The 22,138-nt window shown below is 66.1% G+C and carries 14 protein-coding genes; 9 read left to right on the top strand and 5 right to left on the bottom strand.

Translation table 11 applies throughout. The features are described 5' to 3' along the window. Positions 1 to 33 precede the first annotated feature (33 nt). Both MODMU_RS19570 and MODMU_RS19565 read right to left on the bottom strand, forming a co-directional pair. On the bottom strand, positions 34 to 1,101 hold the full coding sequence (locus tag MODMU_RS19570; RefSeq protein ID WP_014742108.1) for a DNA cytosine methyltransferase: 1,068 nt from the start codon (positions 1,099 to 1,101) through the stop codon (positions 34 to 36). 36 nt (positions 1,102 to 1,137) lie between these two features. Next, positions 1,138 to 1,863, bottom strand: coding sequence for a type II restriction endonuclease (locus tag MODMU_RS19565; protein ID WP_197537355.1), 726 nt, complete (start codon positions 1,861 to 1,863; stop codon positions 1,138 to 1,140). 495 nt (positions 1,864 to 2,358) lie between these two features. Here MODMU_RS19565 and MODMU_RS30125 point away from each other — a divergent pair, with 495 nt between their 5' ends. Beyond that, the gene (locus MODMU_RS30125; RefSeq protein ID WP_041795468.1) at positions 2,359 to 2,772 is read left to right on the top strand and encodes a very short patch repair endonuclease; all 414 of its coding nucleotides are present in this window, start codon (positions 2,359 to 2,361) and stop codon (positions 2,770 to 2,772) included. Next, positions 2,769 to 3,986 carry a restriction endonuclease gene (locus MODMU_RS27915; RefSeq protein WP_014742105.1) on the top strand — a complete coding sequence of 406 codons (1,218 nt, stop codon included), beginning with the start codon at positions 2,769 to 2,771 and terminating at the stop codon, positions 3,984 to 3,986. The genes MODMU_RS30125 and MODMU_RS27915 overlap by 4 nt, the downstream gene beginning before the upstream one ends. Here the strand turns inward: MODMU_RS27915 and MODMU_RS19550 are convergent. From MODMU_RS19550 to MODMU_RS19540, 3 genes are all read right to left on the bottom strand, one after another. After that, entirely contained in the window at positions 3,943 to 9,360 is a 5,418-nt protein-coding gene (locus tag MODMU_RS19550) for a DEAD/DEAH box helicase (RefSeq protein WP_014742104.1), read from the bottom strand. The two genes, MODMU_RS27915 and MODMU_RS19550, sit on opposite strands and share 44 nt — an antisense overlap. A 14-nt stretch (positions 9,361 to 9,374) precedes the next feature. Then, positions 9,375 to 10,235 (bottom strand): hypothetical protein, encoded by an 861-nt coding sequence (locus MODMU_RS19545; protein WP_166503553.1) that lies wholly within the window; start codon positions 10,233 to 10,235, stop codon positions 9,375 to 9,377. Between the two features lie 233 nt (positions 10,236 to 10,468). Further along, on the bottom strand, positions 10,469 to 12,361 hold the full coding sequence (locus MODMU_RS19540) for a hypothetical protein (RefSeq protein ID WP_041795465.1): 1,893 nt from the start codon (positions 12,359 to 12,361) through the stop codon (positions 10,469 to 10,471). Between the two features lie 591 nt (positions 12,362 to 12,952). Between MODMU_RS19540 and MODMU_RS19535 the strand changes: the two genes are divergently transcribed. From MODMU_RS19535 to MODMU_RS27255, 7 genes are all read left to right on the top strand, one after another. After that, on the top strand, positions 12,953 to 14,413 hold the full coding sequence (locus MODMU_RS19535; RefSeq protein WP_014742101.1) for a type I restriction-modification system subunit M: 1,461 nt from the start codon (positions 12,953 to 12,955) through the stop codon (positions 14,411 to 14,413). Further along, a complete protein-coding gene (locus tag MODMU_RS27910; protein WP_014742100.1) occupies positions 14,410 to 15,594 on the top strand; it encodes a restriction endonuclease subunit S in 1,185 nt (394 codons plus the stop codon). The genes MODMU_RS19535 and MODMU_RS27910 overlap by 4 nt, the downstream gene beginning before the upstream one ends. A 38-nt stretch (positions 15,595 to 15,632) precedes the next feature. Next, the gene (locus MODMU_RS19530; protein ID WP_014742099.1) at positions 15,633 to 19,052 is read left to right on the top strand and encodes a DEAD/DEAH box helicase family protein; all 3,420 of its coding nucleotides are present in this window, start codon (positions 15,633 to 15,635) and stop codon (positions 19,050 to 19,052) included. Positions 19,053 to 19,145: 93 nt separating this feature from the next. Next, a complete protein-coding gene (locus MODMU_RS19525; RefSeq protein WP_014742098.1) occupies positions 19,146 to 19,967 on the top strand; it encodes a hypothetical protein in 822 nt (273 codons plus the stop codon). Between the two features lie 125 nt (positions 19,968 to 20,092). After that, entirely contained in the window at positions 20,093 to 20,683 is a 591-nt protein-coding gene (locus tag MODMU_RS27260; RefSeq protein WP_166503551.1) for a PD-(D/E)XK nuclease family protein, read from the top strand. Beyond that, positions 20,676 to 21,254, top strand: coding sequence for a hypothetical protein (locus tag MODMU_RS19515; protein WP_041795463.1), 579 nt, complete (start codon positions 20,676 to 20,678; stop codon positions 21,252 to 21,254). The genes MODMU_RS27260 and MODMU_RS19515 overlap by 8 nt, the downstream gene beginning before the upstream one ends. Positions 21,255 to 21,376: 122 nt before the next feature. After that, entirely contained in the window at positions 21,377 to 22,111 is a 735-nt protein-coding gene (locus MODMU_RS27255; protein WP_166503550.1) for a hypothetical protein, read from the top strand. Positions 22,112 to 22,138: the final 27 nt, after the last annotated feature.

The raw sequence follows: 22,138 nt of genomic DNA, 5'->3' as shown, positions 1-22,138 counted from the left end.
CCGCAATCAGGTTAGCGGGGTTGAATACCGATTTCAGGACGAGGTTGAAGTGTGTAGAGCTTCGACGACCTGGCGGGCGAGGGGCGGCGGCACGCTGTTGCCGAGCTGCGCCTGTGCGGAGTTGCGGCTCCCAACGAGGTGGAAGTCGTCAGGGTAGCCGAACAGCCGCTTCATCTCTGCCACGCGCAGCCGGCGGTTTTCCCAGTGGAAGGGGCCGACGTATGGGCCGGGCTGTGCCTGGATTGTCGGAGCGGGGCGTTCCGGGTCGAGCTTGAGGAGGAAGGACCAGAACCGGCTGCGCCACTTGAACAGCGGGTCGGGGTGCCCACGCTCCGCCGTGTAGAAGAGATAGTTGTCCCCGGGAGGGACGCCCGGGAGCAGGTGGCCGAATTGGCCGCCGACGATCTCGCTCGGCTCCGGCTCGGTGATGAGCCCGGCCAGCGCCTTACCCGCCGAGACGTGGGGGAGCCCTTCGGCGGAGCCGGTCGAGCGGCGCTCCCACTTGCCGGTGTGCGTGGGTTCAGGTAGCAGTGGCGTCTTTCGACGGCTCTTCGGTGCACCAACGATGATCAACCGCGGGCGAGCCTGCGGGACGCCGTAGTCGGCGGCGTTGAGCACACGCCAGGTGAAGGTGTACCCGGCGTCGTCGATCTCTCGGAGCAGCCGGTCGAATGCCGGCCGAGACGCCTTGTTGTTGTAGGTGAGTGCGTACACGTTCTCCAGGACAAACAGTCGCGGCTTCGCCTCCGCGAGCACCCGGGTGTAGGCCTGAAGAAGTGAGGCGTCCGGGTCCAGGCCCGCGCGCTTCCAGTCGAGCCAGAACCCGCTCTTACTGAAGGGGGTGCATGGGGGGCCACCGATAAGTAGGTCTGGGCGTTCGCGGCCAGTCAAGCCGGCCGCACGGAGGATGTCGCGGGTCGGTACGTCAAGGATGTCGCGTCGGATGACAGGTGCGCCGAGGTGCGAGAAGTTCTTCTCGTGCGAGTCGGCTGCGTCCTGATTCAACTCGACGGCGGCGCGGACCTCGTAGTTGGCTTGCTCGACCCCAACGTCGAGGCCGCCGCATCCGGAGAACAGGCTGATGGCAACACCGTGGCTCACGGCATTGAGGGTGCCATGCGCCTACGACAGAACAGCTCAGGCGCGCTCCGCTCGGTCGGTGGGGTGCGCCGCACGCAGTGTCTCCAGCTCCGCTCGTTGCTCTGCTACCAGCCGTTCGTAGATCCGCTGCACCCCAGGGCTCGTGCGGAAGGGGAACCTGCGCCAGAAGCGGTAGAAGTCCTCAGCGGTGGCGAACTCTCCGCGGCCGGCGCGAAGATCATCGAGGCCGTCGACAGCACCGATGTACTCCCGCGTCGTCGACGACCGCTTCGAGCTCCCGACGCGCCACGGCTCCTGGATGATCACTTCGAGGTCGGCTACGCGGCTTGCGGAATCGGTGAGCGTGTAGATGACGATCACGTCAGCGTGGCTGCGGTAGTCGTCGAACGGTCGGAAAGTCCCCGGCCAGTGCAGCGTGGGGTGCCGAAAGTAGGTGTTCCCGGTGTAAAGCGTGATGCGACTCTGCGTGCGCTCGGTGGTGCCCGGGCGAGCTGCAGCCGACCGCCGGGCTCGCTGGGCCACCTTGACGTCGATAGCGTGCCAAGCCCCGCCGAAGGCGCGCCCGCCCACTTCAAGATCAGGATAGCCACGTTCGCTGCCCCGCTGGTATTCCGCATCGGGAAGCAGCTGCAGTCGCGCGAGGAGAAAATCCACGATGTCGACTTCGATCACGTTGGCGAGCGCCGCCGGTTCTTTCGGCAGCGGCAGCAGATGCCCGCCCGCGGCCAGGCGCGCCTCGAGTTCTTCAGCGTTCGACGCCACGAGCGGCCACGTGCTTGCCGGACCCTCACGGCGAAGAGCGCCGGCCACATTAAACTCATAGGTTGCGCACTGAGCTCGGAACCACGCAAGAATGTCATGCGGCACAGAGACACCGTACGTGAGGCCGTCGTTGCCCACTGGTACGCCTCGCCGGGGGCTATGCGGTCCGGGGATGAGGTCTCGCGCCTGCTTCGCGTGCCCGGGGCGTGCGTGCGTTGGGGTTGGCGACTAGGGCAGGGGGGCATGTGATAGCGACACGGCGCTTGCGGCCGGCAACCTCCTGCTGCGCGACTGGGTGAGACGTGACCGCGGCGACGCGATGGACAGCCCTAAGGCGAGATCGGTAGGGAGCCCTCCAGCGATCGGTGTAAAGCTGCCTGCGTGGCGCCATCCCATGAGGCAGCTCGCGCGGGTCGTCCCCGCTCATCTCGGAGAGTTCCCCGTAGCAACCGGGCAGAGTCGTCGAGAGCGAGCAGTTCCGTCGTCCGAGCGAAGATGCAGGCTCAACAGGCTCGAGACACTGCGCCTGAGCTAGCGGTGCGCAAGCTGCTTCATGCCGCGGGCCTCCGGTACCGAGTCGACAGCCCACCGCTCCGGACCATGCGCCGCCGAGCAGATCTGGTGTTCGGGCCTGCGCGAGTCGCGGTCTTCATCGACGGATGCTTCTGGCACAACTGCCCCCTGCACGGCAACATGCCCCGCGCGAATACCGACTACTGGATGCCCAAGCTCAAGCGGAACCGAGAGCGCGACGCTGACACGGACCGTCAGTTGCGGGCGGCCGGCTGGCTCGTCATCCGGGCATGGGAGCACGAGGATCCAACTGAAGTCGCAGCACGGGTGATCGAGGCGGTGCATGAGCGACGCGTCGCAGTCCGGGGGAAGAGGCATGGGAGCCTGCCGGTATGACGGCCATTGGCGTGCCCTTCGCGGATCTTCGGTTCGCCGACCTCCAACTCGACCAGGTCTACCGGGCTGGCACGGCAGGTCATGCTGGCGATGACCCCCTAGCGGTGCTGCTGCCGGTCGGAAATCAAGGGGGGTTTCGCTATGCCGGGTCTCCTGCTCAGGGGACAGTCCGCTTGGTCGTCCTCTACACGTCAGGCGTAAACCCAGACTGGCCGGACGTCCTTGACCCAACGACTGGCTCATTCACCTACTACGGCGACAACAGGCAGCCCGGTCGTGACTTGCACGACACGCCCCGACGCGGGAACGGGATCTTGCGGGCTGCTTTCGACGGAGCTCACGGTGGCACGGTCGGGCGGGCGACAGTCCCGCCGTTCCTACTGTTCGAGCGCGCATCTACGACTAGCAGGGCAGTCCGCTTTCGCGGCCTCCTCGCGCCGGGTTCGCCTTCGGCGCCGCCGGATGAGCATCTTTCGGCCATCTGGCGTAGTCGCGAGGGCCTGCGATTCCAGAATTACCGGGCGCTCTTCACCGTGCTCGATGAGCGTACGGTCACTCGGGCATGGCTCGAAGAACTGCTCGGGCCAGGCCCACTCAAGACCACCGGTCCGGGGTCACCGCCGGCTTGGCGCAACTGGGTGGAAGGCGATGTCTACAAATCTCTGGTCGCCCCTCCAACAACTCAGCATCGCAGCCGTAGCGAGCAGGAACCCACGACTCCAGGCGACTCGGAGTTGCTGCGAATCCTTTGGAGCTACTTCGCCGAGCGACCAATCGACTTTGAAGCGTGTGCTGCTGAGCTGTTCCGACTCTCGGCTGCTTCGGCCGTCGAAGTCATCGACGTAACTCGACCCAGCCGCGATGGGGGCCGTGACGCGGTGGGTCTGTACGCGATTGGTCCAAAGGCCGACCGAGTCCGGCTCGACTTCGCGCTTGAGGCCAAGTGCTACCAGCCCGGCAACTCCGTCGGCGTCCGCGAAGTGGCCCGGCTCATCAGCAGACTCAAGCATCGGCAGTTCGGTGTGCTCGTCACGACTTCGCACGTCCACGAGCAGGCTTATAAGGAAGTGCGCGAAGACGGCCATCCCGTCGTCATCCTGGCCGGAGTCGACCTGGTGAACATCCTGAAGAAAGCAGATCTCACCACGCCTGGCCGGCTCACAGATTGGCTCACCGGGAGCTTCCCAGCGAACCCCACGGCGCAGATCCGTTAGTGGCGGCCAGCCGCGTCCATACGACTCCAGGGCGCCTTACGAGATCGTAGGTGTGAGTGATCATCGAGATACCGTGGCCTCGCTCGGCCATCTCCTTGTGCGCGGCGATAACACGCTGGCTCGAAGTCCCCTCGCGGAAGCTCTCGAGAGGATGAACGACGAGCAGAGTGCTGCCAAAGTCGTCCTCGATCAGCGGCAGGCCGCCGGCCGAGTGGACCACGCCGCCGAAGTTCGCGGCAAAGGTGTCGGCAAGTTGGGCGGCCAGCTGGTCCAGCTTGTCCAGGCTGACGGGCTGACCCTCCGCAGCGTCGAGGAGGTCGAGGGCGAGCCGCCAGTCAAGCAGAGGGTGGTAAGCGGCGTTCGTGTGGTCGCGTAGGCACCGGTAGCAACTGCTATCGCAGCCAGCCCCAGTACGAGCATGCTCCGCGTATTCGACTGCCAGCTGACGCGCGGTAGACAGCAAGGGCCCCGCGTCCTGCCCAAGATGGGTTGCGTATCCAGCGCCATTCTCAAGGCTGTCTGCGAGAAACGCCGCTCCACTGACAGCGTCGTTGCCCTTCCCAGGTCGCGGGAAGACGCCCACCTTGAACTCGCCGACCCCCACGTCGAGAAGCTTGCTCGCCGCGTTGCGGAGCAGGAAGCCGAACGAGAGCCACGCGGCCCGTGCCGACGTCCGCATCGGGTTGAGATCGAGCCCGTCTGGCACTGACCGAAGCCCGGCGAGCAAGGCGTCAGTTCGGGACCAGGCGCCCAGGGCGATCGGGGTCACGCCGCTGTGGTCCCCGACCGGCTTCGGCAGTCCAAGCTCCTTGCGACGTTCGTCGTCGGCAAGCAAGTCCAAAGAAAGGAGCCCGTCCTGGGCCGCGACGCTGGTGAAGCGGAAGTCCGCGCCGGCCGAGTCGTTTACCACCAGAACGTCTGCCTTGCCGAAACGGAGGTCCAGCTCGTGGTGTCCACGTACCTCTAGTTCACCGGCGTTCTCTAGCGACAGGCGTGCATGGCCCGCTCGAGGAGTGAACTCGTACGTGCCGTCGTAGTCAGCGGGCCTCTGATAGCTGGTCCTGAAGCCCTCGGGCTCGCCGACTTCGACCACCCGGTAGACGCCGTCATCGCTCGCCGGCGTTCGGCAAGTAGGGCACGCTGAAGGAGTGCCCGAGGGGTCGACCGCACCACAGGCGCGACAGAGCCCCACCTTGGCGATGGGACCGCGGGGATCGCCGATCGGCACCCAACGCGTCCCGCGCCGGACGTACTCGACGAGGCCCACAGGCACGTAGACCGACTTGTCTTTCACGATCTCGCTCCCTGGCGCGAACTCGCTGATCGCAATGTCGAGCTGCCGGCTGATCGTGCCATCGGGCTCGCGTCCATGCGGCTGTTCGTGATACAGCGTGCGCTCGCGAGTCGGGAAACCGAACATCGGCAGCTCGCCGGCCTCGGCAAGACGCTGTGCGAGCGCAGAGTTGCCGGTGTCCGCGTGGGCGATCCTGTCGACCGCGGCTGGCAGTTCCGTCACCGCCCAGCTCATCAGCTCGGCGCGGCGTGCTTGCAGGGGTGGCGCAGCATGTTGCAACAGCACATCGAGAATGTGCTCAGCCTCGGGCGCATTGGCCTTCAGCCAGGACACGACGTGCTGCTGCACTGCCGGCCAGGCGGCGACATCTCCAAACTGACCGTGGGCATTGCTCCCAGGGGCGAAGCCCGGTGAGTCCTCGCGAGCGGCGAGGAAGGCTCGCCGAAGGAACTCAGCGGCCATCGCTCGCTTGAGGATGTCCGGCCTGGCGAGGTCGACGTATGGAGCCGGGGGCGGGTCTCCCGTGATCTGCTCCGGGTGGGCAAAGTAGTGCTCGTCGTGGCTGCGAGTCCCACGACAGACCGTCATGGCGACCGAGAGCCTGTCGTTTCGTCGACCGGCGCGACCGACGCGCTGCTGATAGTTGAAGCGCATCGGCGGCATGTTCGCGAGGACCACCGCTCGCAGACCGCCGATATCGACGCCGGCCTCCATGGTCGTCGTGACGCTGAGCACATCGATTGCACTGGTCTGGGGGACCTCCTCGTCGAGGAAGACGTTCTGGAAGCGAGCTTGTCGCGCCTGACCGTCGTTGGTGTCGGTCTGGCCAGTCAGCTCTTCCACCCGGAGCGGGAACGGTTCACCCGCATCCCGTGCCAGCCATGCGTAGTAGTCAGCTGCCTCGATGCTCGTGTCGGAGCCCGCCAGTCGTCGTTCCTCGGCGGGGCCGAGGAGCCCTCGGCACTGCGTGCACCGTCCACCGGACGGCTGCAGGTGCCTCCTTCGGCAGCGTGTGCATCGCCACTGTGTGGCGCCGGCGGGTCGCAGCCGCACGCGTGTGCTGTCGAGCAAGTTCTTGTCGCCGACTCCGAGGGCGCGACGAACCGCTTGTATGAGTTCGTCCGTCATGCCGCGGTCGCCTTCCGCGATGACTCCCAGGTACTCGCGGGCATTGCGCGGCAGCTGGTCACGACCGTTCTTTTCCTGTTCGGGAAAAAGTCGGCGCAGGCCCATGAGGCGTACGACGCTGTCGCACACCTCTTGGAAGGTCGTCGACGACATGCCAGTCGGAGCACTGCTTTCCACTGGACTGGTCGCCCGGGCGAGGCCTAGTGCCTCGACGTCCCTACCCGTGCTGGAGAAGACGCTCCTCTGCACTTCCTCGAGCAGGGCTCCGTGAACTCGGTCCGATAGGGCCTGTTGTGCGGGGGTGAGGAGGTTGGTGGGTCGGCGTGCCGGCGGCGTCGCCTTCCAGTCGTAGAGGTCCGTCCACGCAGCGGCGTCATAGCTCTGCAAGCTGGGGGCCGGTCCGCCTGGGTGGACCCCAAGCGAGAGCAGCAGCGGTTCAACCAGGTTCGCGAGTTCCGCCAGGGTGTAGCCCCGGCTGCGGAGTTCCTCCAAACGACTCGCGATCGTCGATTCGTCGTCCGCTTGAGGCTTTCCCATGCCGACACGGCGGACCGCGTCGGCCAGCGCCTTGTCGGCCTGCGAGACGGCGTCCCATGCACTCTGGGCGTCGGCCCCGGCGTCCGGGTTCGACCAGTACTCCGCCGCCTTCTGTGGGTCTATATCGACGGGCCTGTCGAGCACGGCGACGACCAGCTGGCGGACGAGGTCCTGGTAGTGCGACTTCTCCAGGCCGGCGGCGATCCGTGCCGCATCTTGACGGCTGTCGGAGAAGACGACGAGCTTGCGTTCGTCGCCGAGATCGCGCATGAGGACGTCGGACAGGAGCTGGTTCACCTTCTCGAAACCGGTACCCATCGTCCGGATCGGGGAGCGGTTCCGCTTGGGGTCCTCGGCCTTCAGCCAGTTCAGCTTCAGCTCGCGGTCGTCGCCGCAGTGCGGGCACTTGTTCGGGAATGCAGGCAGGCGGCTGGGGTCGCCGTTCTTTCCGGCCGTCACGTAGTACCCCCAGCCGTTCCCGCTGCTCCCTGGTTCGGGAGCAGCGACCTCACCGGTGTGGACGTTCAGGTGGCGTCGGGCCATGCCCATCTCGTAGGGGGTGCGCGTCCACTTGCTGGTGAGCGGCTTCTGAGTTGGGTCCGATGTGGGCCAGAAGAGGGTGTAATTCGCGGCATTGCGCGCCAGCGCAGCACGCTCGGGAAGTTCTTCCAGGTCGGTGACGGTAGACACGAGGTACTGGCTTTGGTCGGCGACCGGTGATCGGTACCCGCCGAGGAAGAGCTCGCCGCAAGTCTGGCAGTAGAGGAGTTCCAGGACGCGCGCTCCACAGTCGCATCGATACCGGGGCTGTGCGTAGAGGCGTCCGATCGGGCGCTGCCGTGGTGCCTTGTCGTCTTGTTCTCGTGTTGACACGAGCGCGCAGGCCGGATCGGCACACGCCCACAGGCCGTTGAGGTTTCGGAAGAACAAATGCATCCGGAGCCGCGTCCCGTCGGGGTCCGCATCCATGCAGGCCAGGAGGTCATTCATCGCCTCCCGCTGGTCCTGCGGGGCCAATCCGGGGAAGAGTCGGGAAGCCCAGTCAGCGAAGCTGCGTGCCCGGAGTCGGCCCTCGTCCTGGCCGGCGTTGAACATGGCCGCCTGCACTCCGAGCCGTCGAGTGAGGCCGGAGGGCAGCTGACCGTCCATGAGGGCTTCGCGCGCCTCTGCAAGCGCTGGAGCGGCCCCATCTACGGACCCCGTGCCGGCCGGGCGGGCAAGAGCGCCGGGAACGACGGCGAACCGGTCCTGAGGCTGGCCGAAGAACTGCTCCAGGAAGGCCATGTCGCGGGCGCGCCCGGCTTCGAGTGAGGCGGAGGCGGCGAGCACCGACAGCTGCTCGGGGCGCTCGTGCAGACCAAGGCGGTCCAAGAGCTTGCGCAAGAGGTAGGCGACTTCGGTGCCTGACGTGCCGCGGTAGGAGTGCAGCTCGTCGACGACGAGGGTGAATACGTGATCAGGGCTGGCGTCGAGCCAGGCGCGGGTCGCCGCCAGCATGTCCTCTTCGCGGTCCCGCATGAGGACGACGTTCAGCATGCTGTAGTTGGTGATGAGGATGTCCGGGGGTGCATCGTGCATGTCCCAGCGCGACCGCATCTCCGCGCCGTCAAGCCGGGGGAGGAAGTAGGCGTCGTCTTCCCGGACCGGAAGGCCAGCGCGCTGCTCGGCTTCAATCCGTGCCCTCAGCCGTCGACCGCGCTCGTCCAGCTTCCGGAGGACAGCCCGAAGTTCTGTCGTGCTGGAGTTGCTCCGGACGGCAGATACGGGTGTCCGGCCCGTGTACCGACCGAAGTAGAACCGGTTTCCCCTTCGGGTGCTGTCCAGCCACCGGCGCGCGGCGGGACCGTCAAGGGCCCGGCGAAGTCGCACGAGCTGGTCCTCAACAAGGGCGTTCATCGGATACAGGACGAGCGCCCGGATGGCTGCGGGCCGGCTGGGGCTCCCCGCCCGCTGTGGCTCCCATCCTTGAGGGCCGGTCCACCACGAACCACCATCGCGCGGGGGAGAACTCCAGGATGCGGATTCGCGAACAAGACGCGCCAGGACCGGCAAGAGGAAGGCCTCCGTCTTGCCCGAGCCCGTGCCCGAGGTAACGACGGTGTGGCGGCCGCTCAGTGCTTCTTGCAGCGCCCGCTCCTGGTGGGCGAACAGCCGGTCGCGCCCGGCCAAGAGGCCGGCGGCAGCCAAGCCAGCGAGTTCAGGCACCCCGGCGCGCTGGCAGCTTGCCGCGAGGTCGGCATCGGCCAGGACGTAGTCAGGGAGCAGCTCAAGGAACGGCTCCTGGAACAGAGCACTCTGGCCGCGCAGGAGTTCTCTTCGCTCGCGCATGATTGCTTCGTCGCGAAGCCCGTACGCAGTGTCGTAGTACCGCAGGAAGGTGTCGGTCAGGTCGTGACTCAGGGCTTCGACGCTCAAGGCTCTTTCCGTAGTCACTTCTGCTGCAACCTTCCCTGAGGGGGCGACGACGCCTGCGTCGAGCGGCGTGGGACTGGGGGCGCGAATGCTCCCGGTCTCGGGGCCGGGGGGCCGAGCTGCTGGAGAGGTTGATCCAGCAAACCCGCGAGCCGCTCCGCGAACGGCACGTCGATGTTCGCGTACCGCAGGAGCGCCAGTGGGCGGACACGCTCGACGCCAGCCGGGACCTCGACTTTTTCCAGCTGGGGCAGCAGTCCGCTGCGCAGCGTGGCGGCCCGGTCGTACAGGGAGGGCAGGCGCATCCTGGGGGGCACGAGAAGGCTGTGGCGGGCGGCGTCGTACCGAAGGACATGCCGTTCCGTCCGGCGCAGCTCAGCCCACACGACCGCTCCTCGCTCTGCCTCGAAGACCCTGCCGGGACTGTGTCGATAGAAGTAGCGGGGTGAGTCATAGAGTCGAACTTCGTAGGCCCCCGCCTCACCGGGGTCCGCGTCGAGGTCGACGAACAGCGGCCGACCCGGCAAGTCGGTCATCTTCGCCGGAGCGATGCCCCCGGGGATGTCCTCTCTCCTCCCGGGGCGCAGAAGCCCGTTCAGATCAGGGACGAGCCCCAGAAGCTGGTCGGCGACGCGGTCGACGAAGGAGATGCCTAGCTTCGAGCACAGTTCCTTAACGTCCTTCAGGGCAGGGACCTGAAGCAGGCGCAATGCGGGGGCGCCGCGCTGGGGAACCGGCAGGTCGAATACCACGTTCGATGAAAGTTCCCGTAGCCGCGGATCTGGATCCTCGACGATGTTGTCGAGTCGGCGGACGAGGGCTGCAGGCCTGGCGCCACAGAGGAGCGCGAAACCTCCGCCGTCCGTCAGCGTGCTCACGACGGGAGGAGCGACGTGCCATCGTCGCTTCAGCCAATCCACCTCTACGTGTCCGAGGGCTTGCAGGGACTGCAGCGCCCAGGTCCACCGCTCCTGGAGCGGACGGGCTTCGGGGCTTCCCGAGTCTGGGTCAGCCGCTTCATCGCGGAGCCAATCGTGGGCCTCCCGGAATGCGGTCAACGAGCCGGAACCGCGTTCGGAGCACCACCGCAGCAGGAGGTCATGGTCAACGCTCACGGCTGCCGTCCAATAGTTGAGCGGCGGTACTGGCCCGCCGAGCCAGCAGCAGACAACCAGGCCCGCCAGGCCGACATGTCCTGAGGCGCGACTTCGGCGAGTTCAAGATGCCGTGAAGCTTGCTGCCAGATCTCCGCGCCGAAATCGGGCGCGCGAACTGCAGTGTCACGGCCGGCACGCGCGGAGACGTCCGAGATATCGGTGACCGTCGCCCGTCGGCCTGCTGGCACGTAGAGCAACCAGCGTGGCGCGAAGGAAAGGCCGACAATGGTCGACTCAAGGTCAGCGTCGCGCGAATACAGCGGTGGCTCGACGGCCGTGAGCCAGGGCGGCGCGACCGGCCGGAGTCGAGCGGCCTGCCCAGGAGCCCCGAGCACGTAGTAGCACCCGCCAACCCGCAGTTGGTGTGGGCGCGGAAGAAGCGGCAGGCTGCCTTCGGTCGTGCTTAGCCGGGCGCCGCACAGGGTGACGGTGATGCATGCGTCGGTGGGGGACGTCGGTGACCCGTGGCTGGCGCCGGCCGCCCGGGCTCTCGCCAGGAAGGTTTGTTCGACGGGCTGTCGCTCGACCGTGAGCCGAGCGTCGCCGTGGCCCGCGTGGTCCACCACCTCGTCGAGGAGAGTGAGTCGCATCGTGCGCCCGGCGACGCTCAGTTCGTGATCGCCGGAGTGAAGCCCAAGGGACCGCAGCCGCAGGCGATTGTCGTCGGGCCACGGCAGCTCGGCGCCGTCCAGCCGCAGCACTCGGCCTGCTTGCGCATCTAGAATTTCCGGCAGGATCACGTCAGGAGGGCCGTCGGTCAGCCAGAGCTTCCGTAGGCGATCGACGGGGAGCCCCCCGGTCAACTGGGCCAATTCCGTTCGGCCAGGGACGAGGGCTGAGAGGTGAACCGGGACCTGTGCCAGTCGCGTTGGGTGAAAACGGTGATACGCGCACCAGCCCGCCGGCAGTCGGATGCGGGGCAGCCGCATGGCCCCGCCCCCCAGATCCGTCATCGCGCGCTCGGCTTCCGGGGCGACTTGATCGCGGACGATGATCACGTGTTCCTGGTCGAGTGACGCGGCGGCCACCTCAACCCACATCCCCAGCTCGCCGTTGGAGGCGAGCACGTGGATGTCCGTACTAAGGAGTCGCATCTGGATATCGATCGCCACCGAGACGGGGTCCTGCTCCGACGGAGAGAGTGATGCTCGAATAGGGCGACCAGCTAGGGCCGTGTCCGGATCACCGGGCACCACGAACAGCTCGTCTCGCGCTCCGATGTAGACCTCGTCCGCACCGACCTTCAGACCACGATTCTCCAGTCCGTGGGCCGCCCGGGAGACGAGCCGAAGCTGCCCTCGTGAGCTGTAGTAGCCGAGCAGAAGGGGAAGCGTGGTCCGTCCGCGCTCGTCACGCGGACGCCCATCCCAGGAAATCAGGGCTTGGTGGAGTGCTGCCCCGAGCATTTCCGCGAAGTTCGATTGCGCACGGACGTCGTCATGGATCCGAGACGCTCTGCGCCTCGATCCCCACCGCAGGTAGCTCGCGAGCAGTGCGTCGGGGGTGATGTCCTCGCCTGGGACGGCGCCGATGAGCTGGAAGAACTCTGGCAGTCGGGACCGCTCCGCCGATGTCAGCACGACCTGCGACATAGCCCAGCCCACGTTCGACAGGTGACGGGGAGCGCGTGCCGTCGAGAGCCCTCGAGAGCCCTCGAGGTGGTCGTCCAGCCATTCCTTCAGGAAGGTCCAGAGCATTCGGATGTCGCTGTCGAACCCGGGCGGTTGGGCACCGGCCAGAAGTCCCAGGAGCTGTCGGAGTGGACGGTAGTAGGCCCGCTCGTGCAGCACGCGGCCGTCTTCTTCCCTGCCGGCCCCCGACGCGGCTAGCACGGTCACTGCGAGCACGGCCACCCACGGCGGGTTCCCGACGCTCCCCTCTCGGCGCCACTGGATGGCTTGTCGCACCCATGGGTCCAGGGGCTGGCTGTGCTTGACGCGAGCCCTGACGGCCCTCAGCAAGTCACTGAGCGAATCGGGCAGTCCCCAGCCGTGGGCTTCTGCGATCAGTGAGGGGACTGCTGGATCGCACGAGAGGTATGCCGGTTGACCAGCGAACTCAGGCCTAAAGAACCAGTCGCAGAGCGCCTCGCTCCACTGTCTATCGTCTGGCAACCGCCAACCTCCGCCCCGTTGCCAGGGAACTTATGCGTTCCCAGGCGCAAATCGCACGCACTTCCCCCACATGGCGTGAAGACGGTGCATCGGGAGCCACCCGCTCCTTGGTGTCACTGACGGTGTCGGGTCGCCCACTGTGGGACGGCCGCCAGTTACCGTGCCAGTGGCGCTCCCGTTGGGGGGCCGATCAAGGGAGTAGCTGGTGGCACCGCGCGATGGGATGAACGCGGCTGGACGGCGGGCGCTGAGGGGCGGGCTGCTGGGGGCAGCTGGGCTCTGCGGTGTGGTGGCCGGGACCCCGGCAGACGCTTGGGACGCAGCGTGATCACCGGTGAGCTGAAGAGCCAGATCGACAGAGTCTGGGACGCCTTCTGGTCCGGAGGCATCTCCAACCCCCTCGAGGTCATCGAACAGATCACCTACTTGCTCTTCATCCGTCGGCTTGACGACCTGCAGACCCTGCAGGAGCGGAAGGCGAACCGCACTGGCAAGCCGATCGAGGACCCGATCTTCCAGCCCGGCGAGGCGGATCTGCGCTGGTCCCGGTTCAAGGACTTCGAGCCCGGGGTCATGCACCAGGTGATCGGTGAGGGCGTCTTCCCGTTCCTGCGTCGACTCGGCGGCGATGGGTCCACCTACTCCGAGCACATGAAGGACGCCCGGTTCACTATCCCGACACCGGCGCTGCTCTCCCGTGTCGTCGACATGCTCGACGACGTCCCTATGCATGACCGCGACACCAACGGCGACCTCTACGAGTACATGCTCAGCAAGATCGCCAGCGCGGGTCAGAACGGCCAGTTCCGGACGCCGCGGCACATCATCCAGCTGATGGTGGCCATGACTGCCCCGCAGCCGTCGGACGAGATCTGCGACCCGGCCTGCGGCACCGCCGGCTTCCTCGTGGCCGCTTCCGAGTACGTGCGTGGCGAGCACCCCACGGTCATGACCGACGACCGGCAGCGACAGCACTATCACCGCAGCATGTTCCACGGCTACGACTTCGACTCAACGATGCTCCGCATCGGCAGCATGAACATGCTGCTGCACGGGGTCGAGCAGCCCGACATCCGCTACCGCGACTCCCTTTCGGAGGGCGCGACGGGCGAGGAGGGCGTCTACTCCCTGATTCTCGCGAATCCCCCCTTCGCTGGCAGCCTCGACTACGAGTCCACGTCGAAGGACCTGCAGCGGGTCGTCAAGACCAAGAAGACGGAACTGCTTTTCCTGGCGCTGTTCCTGCGGCTGCTCAAGCCCGGTGGGCGGGCTGCCGTCATCGTCCCTGACGGGGTGCTTTTCGGGTCATCCACTGCGCACAAGGCCCTCCGCCGGGCTCTCGTTGAGGACCAGAAGCTTGACGCCGTGGTCAAGCTGCCGTCGGGGGTGTTCAGGCCGTACGCGGGCGTGTCGACCGCGATCCTGCTGTTTACGAAGACCAACAGCGGCGGCACCGATAATGTCTGGTTTTACGACGTGCAGGCCGACGGCTTCAGTCTTGACGACAAACGCATTCCGACCGAAATGAATGACCTTCCGGATGTGCTTGCGCGTTGGTGGGAGCGGGGCGGTGGCGAACTGCATCGTGGGCGCACCGAACAGAGCTTCTGTGTGCCCAAATCGGACATTGTCGCCCAGGCGTACGATCTCTCGCTCAACCGCTACAAGGAGACGGTCCACGACGAGGTCGAGCATCAGGCGCCACTTGAGATGATTGCCGACCTCGAGAAGTTGGAAGTTGAGATTGCGCGAGGCCTTGCAGAACTGAAGGCAATGCTGTCATGACGGTACGTCGTGTGCGCGTCGGGGAGATTGCTGAACAGATCCGTGGCGTCACGTTTGCGAAGGCGGACTCGTCCCCAGGGTCAACTCCGGGGTACTTGCCTGTTCTGCGGGCCGGGAACATTCAAGATGGGCGCCTAGACTTTACGGACTTGCTGTACGTGCCTGCCAGTTATGTGCGCGACAAGCAGAAGGTAAAGAGAAACGACATCGTCATCGCCGCTTCCAGTGGAAGTCTGGAAGTCGTTGGGAAGGCTGCGCGCAGCCTCTTCGACTTCGAAGGAGGATTTGGGGCTTTCTGCAAGGTCTTGCGCCCCACTGCCGACGTGCACCCTTCGTACTTTGCTCACTACTTCCAGACTCGAGCTTATAGAAAAAAGGTGACTTCCCTCGCTGAGGGTGTCAACATAAACAACTTGAAGAATGAGCACCTGGATGACTTGATCATACCGCTACCACCATTCGAGGAGCAGCGCCGTATCGCGACCATCCTGGATCAAGCGAGCGCCGTGTGTGAAAAGCGTGGGGCGACCCTCGCCATCCTCGCTGACATGAGGCGGTCTCTGTATTCGGTCATGTTCAGAAGTTGCGCGTCCTGGCCAGTGGTGCGATTGGGTTCCCTGATCAGTGACAGCCGCCTGGGCCTCGTTAGGTCTGCATCCGAACAGGGAGGTGACTTACCCTACGAGTACGTGAAGATGGACGCGATAACACGCGATGGGGACCTCGCGCTGTCATCGCCGACCAGAGTGGCAGCCAATGCAGATGAAGTCGAGCGATGCTCTGTTGAGGACGGCGACCTGCTGTTCAATACCCGCAACACCCGGGAACTCGTGGGAAAAAGTGTTGTCTACCGGGGACGCTCGCGGCTGTTCAATAACAACCTGTTGCGTTTGCGATTTACTGATGCAGTCCTATCGGACTATGTGCACGGTTTCCTGTGGTCTTCAGACGGACGCCGACAGTTGGATTCGAGGAAGTCTGGGACCACAAGCGTCTTCGCTGTCTACGCGAAAAACCTGGCGACGATAGAACTGCCTGTGGCGCCGCTTAGTCTGCAGCGCGAGTATGCGAATAGGCTCCGTCTGGTCAGGGAGCATGTGGACCGCGCTCTGGCGCACAGACAAGCGCTCGACTCTGTCTTTGCCTCGCTTCATGATCAGGCTTTCTCGGGGCGGCTCTAAATGCCTGACTTTAGCCGCTGTCGTACCAGGATGGGGCCGTGAGCAACTTCTACTTCGTGAAGGAAGAATGGCCTTCCATTCACGCCGACTGCACGCGGGCCGAAGGCCATCTCGGCTCTGATCCTCGATCGGCCTGCTTCTACGCTCGTCGTGCGGCAGAGCAGCTTGTCGGGCTCATCTATGACGTTGACGGGTTGACCACCCCATACAGGGACGACCTCGCGGCCCGAGTCAACGAGCCGGCCTTCCAGCGCCGGGTCGGCGTCGGCATCGGCCAGAAGCTGAATCTGATCCGCAAGCTCGGCAACCGGGCAGTCCATGACACGCAACCCATCCCGGCCCGAGCCGCCGTGGACGTTCTCCGCGAGTTGCACCACGTGGTGGTGTGGACGGCCTTCCGCTACTCCACCAACCCGGCGGCGGTGCCAACCGGTGCTGTCTTCGACCCGAAGCTCGCCGGCAGTCAGGCCCCGCTGAGCCGGGCCGACGTCGTCAAGCTGGCGGAGAAGTTCCACCAGCAGGACGAGGCCCACGCCCGCGCGCTGAAGGAGCGCGACGAGGTCGCCGCGGCGAAGGACGCCGAGATCGAAGAGCTGCGCCAGCAGATCAAGGCCGTGCAGGCCGCGAACACGCTGACCGACACGCACGACTACTCCGAAGCTCAGACTCGCGATCTCATCATCGACGAGCTCCTCCGCGAGGCGGGCTGGCAGCTCACCGCTACCCGGGACCGCGAGTTCGAGGTCACCGGCATGCCCAACGCCGAGGGCAAGGGCTACGTCGACTACGTGCTGTGGGGGAGCGACGGGCTGCCGCTGGCGGTGGTGGAGGCGAAGAAGACCACCGTCGAGCCCGCCGTGGGTCAGCAGCAGGCCAAGCTGTACGCCGACAGCCTCAAGAAGATGACGGGCCGCCGGCCGGTGATCTTCTACACCAACGGCTACCAGACCTGGCTGTGGGACGACGCCGCCGGCTACCCGCCGCGTCGGGTCGAGGGCTTCTTCGCCGCCGACGAGCTCGAACTCATGGTGCACCGCCGCACCGGCCGTCTGCCGCTGGCAGACGCGTCCATCGACAAGACCATCGTCGGCCGGCACTACCAACAGCGCGCGATCCGGACAGTGGGGGAGACGTTCGCCGCCAAGCAGCGGGCCGCGCTGCTCGTGATGGCCACCGGGTCCGGCAAGACCCGGACGGTCATCGCGTTGGTCGATCAACTCATGAAGGCGGGCTGGGTCAAGCGGGTGCTGTTCCTCGCCGACCGCACCGCCCTGGTCAACCAGGCCGTCGGGGCGTTCAAGGCGCACCTGCCGAACGCGACCACGGTCAACCTGGTGACCGAGAAGGTCGCCGATGGCCGGGTGTACGTCTCGACGTACCCGACGATGATGAACCTAATCAACGAGACCGATGGCGGCCTCCGGCTGTTCGGGCCCGGCTACTTCGACCTGATCGTGATCGACGAGGCCCACCGGTCGGTCTACCAGAAGTACCGGGCGATCTTTTCCTGGTTCGGCTCCCTGCTGGTCGGCCTCACCGCCACTCCGAAGGACGAAGTCGACCGCAACACCTACACGCTGTTCAACCTCGAGGACGGGGTGCCCACCGACGCCTACAGCCTCGATGAGGCCGTTGCCGAGGGCTACCTCGTGCCCCCCGTGGCGGTGTCGGTGCCCACGAAGTTCCTCCGCGAGGGCATCCGCTACAACGAGCTCAGCGAGCAGGAGAAGGACGACTGGGACTCCATCGAGTGGAGCGAGGACGGCGACGTCCCAGACGCCGTCACGGCCGAGGAACTCAACAAGTTCCTCTTCAACGCCGACACCGTCGACAAGGTCCTCGCCACCCTCATGCAGAACGGCCACAAGGTCGCCGGCGGCGACCGGCTCGGCAAGACCATCATCTTCGCCAAGAACCAGGCCCACGCCGAGTTCATCCAGAAGCGCTTCGACGCCAACTACCCCGAGTACGCCGGTCACTTCGCCCGCGTCATCACCCACTCGGTGACCTACGCCCAGAGCCTCATCGACGACTTCTCGAGCAAGGAGAAGGCGCCTCACATCGCGATCTCCGTCGACATGCTCGATACCGGCATCGACGTCCCCGAGGTTGTCAACCTGGTCTTCTTCAAGCTGGTGCGCGCCAAGAGCAAGTTCTGGCAGATGATCGGCCGCGGCACCCGCCTGTGCCCTGACCTCTACGGGCCGGGCGAGGACAAGAAGAACTTCTACGTCTTCGACTTCTGCGGCAACCTCGAATTCTTTAGCCAGGACCTGCCCGACTCCGGCGGCTCGCTGCAGAAGTCGCTCGCCGAGCGGCTGTTCGAGGCACGCCTGGGACTGCTCGCCGCACTGGACCAGACCGGCGCCGGCGCCGACTCCGGCGGCCAGACCGAGGTCGGCCAGGGTGAGGTCAGCGAACGCGGCCTGCGCGTGGACGCGGCCTGGACGCTGCACGAGGTGGTGGTCGGCATGAACGTCGACAACTTCCTGGTCCGCCCGGCCCGGCAGTGGGTCGAGACGTACTCCAACTGGGATGCCTGGCATCAGCTAACCCCGGAGAAGGCCGGCGACATCGCGCACCACCTCGCTGGCCTGCCCTCCACCAAGCGGGACGACGACGAGGACGCCAAGCGCTTCGACCTGATCCTGCTGCGGCTGCAGCTCGCCCAGCTCGATGGCGATGCCATCCAGTTCGAGCGGCTACGCACGCAGGTCCAGGACATCGCCGCCGCCCTGCTCGGTCAGACCGCGATCCCCTCGGTCAAGGCTCAGGAGCAGCTGCTCGAGGAGCTCTCCGGCGACGAGTGGTGGGTCGACGTCACCCTCCCGATGCTCGAGCTCGCCCGGCGCCGAATCCGCGGGCTCGTGCGCTTCGTGGAGAAGTCCCGGCGCGCAGTCGTCTACTCCAACTTCGCGGACGAGCTCGGCGAGAGCAGCATCGTCGAACTGCCCGGCGTCACCCCCGGAACGAACTGGGAGCGGTTCCGCGCGAAGGCTCGCGCCTACCTCCGCGACCACGATGACCACCTGGCCCTGCAGCGGCTCCGCCGCAACCTCCAGCTCACCCCGGAGGACCTGGCGTCCCTGGAGGCGATGCTGGTGACGTCCGGCGCCGGCAGCGAGGCCGACATCGCCCGCGCCCGCGAGGAGTCCCACGGGCTCGGGCTGTTCATCCGCTCCCTGGTCGGCCTCGACCGCGAGGCCGCGACCGCCGCGTTCGACCGCTACCTGTCCGACGGCGCGTACTCGGCCAACCAGATCCGGTTCGTCCAGCTCATCGTCGAGCACCTGACCGCCAACGGGGCGATGGAGGTGGAGCGGCTCTACGAGTCGCCGTTCATCGACAGCGCACCGCACGGCCCGGACTCGATCTTCACCGAGGATGAGGTCGACGGGATCGTGACCGTTCTCCACCAGGTCAGAGACCGTGCTCTTCCAGACGCCACGGTTGCGTGACGGCACGGATGACGAGGTACTTCACCCCAGAACCAGGAGGCGCGTTTTGATGGTCGTGCAGCAGGCCGAGAGGATCGCCGCCGAGGTCGCAGAGTGACCAACGCGCCGCGTGGTCAGATGGTGGACCTGGATGGCTGGGACTTCGGCGATGTGGTCGCTGTCGTCGACCAGCCAGAGGCCTTTCCCGCGCCCGAACCCACCTGGCAGAAGGTAGCGGTAGAGGCTTTTGTGGCAGGACTGAGCGCTGGGTTCGTAGTGCCCCTCGTTTCACTGGCATGGAAGGGTTTGCGCTCGGGAGGGTCGTCACCGCATGTTGCGTTGATCGCCCTTGAGGATGCCCGGCAACTCATGAAGCGCGATCTACTCTTCTTCCCGGAGAGTGGGCCGAACGTCGGTGACGTGTACGCCCGTCACCCGCTGCGGCGCCGCGACTACATGCCTTACGCCGGCTTCCACCGCCTTGTGCTGAACGAGAAGTCGATCGAGGCGACCAGGTACCTGCTGTCGCTGGGCGCACGGGACGTCGAGATCACCTGGCGCGAGTCGATCGGCAAGGCAGCGAAGGCTGAGGGCGGGATCGGACTGCCTAACGTCGAGGATGTCTCACTGACGATGGGGCTGGGCCGCGATGACAGCGGCAAGCTCGCCATCCGCATCGCCGGTGCCGGTAAGGCGAAGCCACTGCTCGACGACCTGATCTGGCCTGACCGGGATCCGATGTTCAAGCTGATGCGTACCGCAGCCGATGCCGGGGCCGAACAGTTCCACTTCGGCATCAAGACGGAGCAGTCGACGTCGGTGAACGCCGGCGCGGCTCTGCAGCTGCAGGATCTCGGATTCAGCCTCGGCGGCGAGTACAAGCGCTGGGAGGACCTCGCGTTCACGGTGGACGCGACGTTCGCCCCCGCCCAGTGACGGCGCTGCCTCCGGCGCCGGCAGCGCCCGTCGAAGTTGTGCAGGGATGGCGAGAGCGCCGCGCGACGGTAGCCGAAGAGTGGCGGGCGCTCAGCGCTGCCGATCGGGCGCGCGACGCTGCCGTGGTGACGCAGTGGAAGGTCCGCCTGGGAGAGCTGCAGGAAAGGCAGCGGAATCTCGTGCAGGCGGGCTGCTGGCGGGGCGGCCCGCGGACGCTGCTCGCGGCCCTCGTTCAGCAATACCGGGAACTGGCGATGACCGCCGGGCTTGCCTGGCTGCTGCGCTCGGATGGCCACCACGGCCTCGGCCCCGCTGTGCTCGACGGGCTGCTCGAGTACCTCGCGATCGACGGCTCCGGTACAGAGGCCGGCGTGCGGGTGGCGCTGGAGGAGCAGCGGGACGAGACCCGCGCCGACCTCGTCGTCTACGGCGGCGACTGGACGATCGTGGTGGAGGCCAAGACCTTCGCCGTCGAGCAGGACCGTCAGCTGGACCGCCTGTACGCGCACTGGCAGGTCGAGCCGGCGCCGTGCTTCGTCTTCCTCACCCGCGGCCAGCGGCTGCCGACCACCGCCGTGGACAGCCGGGGCCGGTGGCGAGCACTCACCTGGGAGCAGGTCGCCGGTATCGCCCGCACGGCCGCCACCTTGATCACCGGGGTGGCACCCGGCGTCCACGACTACATCGCCACCCTGGAGGCCTACCACCGTGTCTGACCCGATCATCTCTGCGCGCGAAGACGCCGACGCGAAGGCGTGGTTCTACCTCGATCACCGGCACGACATCGAGACCTGGGCCGCTCTGCGCACAGAAGGCCGCCAGCTCCTGGACAAGCACCTCGTCGGCGTCGTGACCCAGCTGGAAGAACTCGCCGAGGAACTCGACGCCGAGCTGGAGACCAACGATCTGGACTCCGGCTCCTGGCCCAGAGGTGGCCTGCGCCGTCCGATCTGGCAGCACAACGGAACCGCGGATGTCAGCGTCGTCATCCAGTGGGAGCGTGCCCGCCTACTTGCCACGGGCTCCAACGAGTGGCCCTACGTCGCCGTGCGACTTCCCGCCGACACGGCCGACGAGGAACGCCGTCGGCAGATCAGCGAGGCCATGCGACCGGTGCGGGCGCAGCTCAAGGGCTCGTCGGGTCGGACCTTCCCGTTCTGGCGATACGTGCAGTCGCCGCCGGGTGCGTCGCTGGACCCGTCGGCACTTGTCCTGCAGGTCCTCGCTAGCTTCCGAGAGCTCTGGGACCTGGCTGCCCCGGCGTTGGACCGGCTGCACCACGGCTGAGCCGCGGTTGGCGGCGCCCGCGCGGGAGGAGCGGCGCATTCCGTCTAGCTGCTGTTAGGGACTCCTCGCCATGCCACGATGCGCGCGTGACAGAACAAGACCCAACCGGTCAGCTTTGGTCCTTGGATGAATACATCGTCGCGGCCGACCTCTACTTGAGGCGCGGGCATAGCTCAGGTGCTCGCGACCCCGAGGTCGAGCAGCTTGCCAAGCTCACCAGGCGTACTACGGGGTCGATCAGTCGCCGGCTTGGTAATTTCCAAGGGACGCTCCACCCCGGAACAGGACTCAAGCCGGTAACCGGCGAAGCGCTCGCGGTCTTCAGGGCCATGGCGGCCGACCGCCAGGTGCGCGAGCGGCTGGCCGCCGAGGCCCGAGAGCGGCTGCTAGCCGGCCTACCTCCCGGCGTCATGCAGGTCCCCGGTAGCTCGGTCACCAGGCTTGTCGACACGGAGCAGATGCGCATCACCGAGACAGAAGTGACGCTGTCGGAGGTTACTCGGATCGTCGTCCGCGCCGAGGCGCAACTCGTGACTCGCTACCTCGCCTGGCTCGCGAAGAAGGGACGGGACATGAGCAGCGTGCTCCTGCCCTCCGAATCAGGTGCGCTACGTGTCGATCTCTTCGACCCCGCGCAGAACCTCCTCATCGAGGCGAAAGCCAAGAGTTCGCGGGAGTACATCCGATATGCAATCGGTCAGTTGATGGACTATCGGCGACGGATTTCTCCACCTCCGAGCCTTGCGGTCCTCCTGCCGGAAGCCCCCGCAAGGGATATGTTGGAGCTGCTTAGCCAACTTCACATATCGGTGATCTTTGAATCAGGGTCGCGATTTGTGGATCCAACGTTTACGTGACTCGCGTGGTGAGGGCCGACCACGTGT

The sequence above is a fragment of the Modestobacter italicus genome (assembly GCF_000306785.1).
GTDB classification, from domain to species: domain Bacteria; phylum Actinomycetota; class Actinomycetes; order Mycobacteriales; family Geodermatophilaceae; genus Modestobacter; species Modestobacter italicus.
Note: the sequence above shows the minus strand (reverse complement) of the source record. Positions and strands in the feature narration are given on the sequence as shown.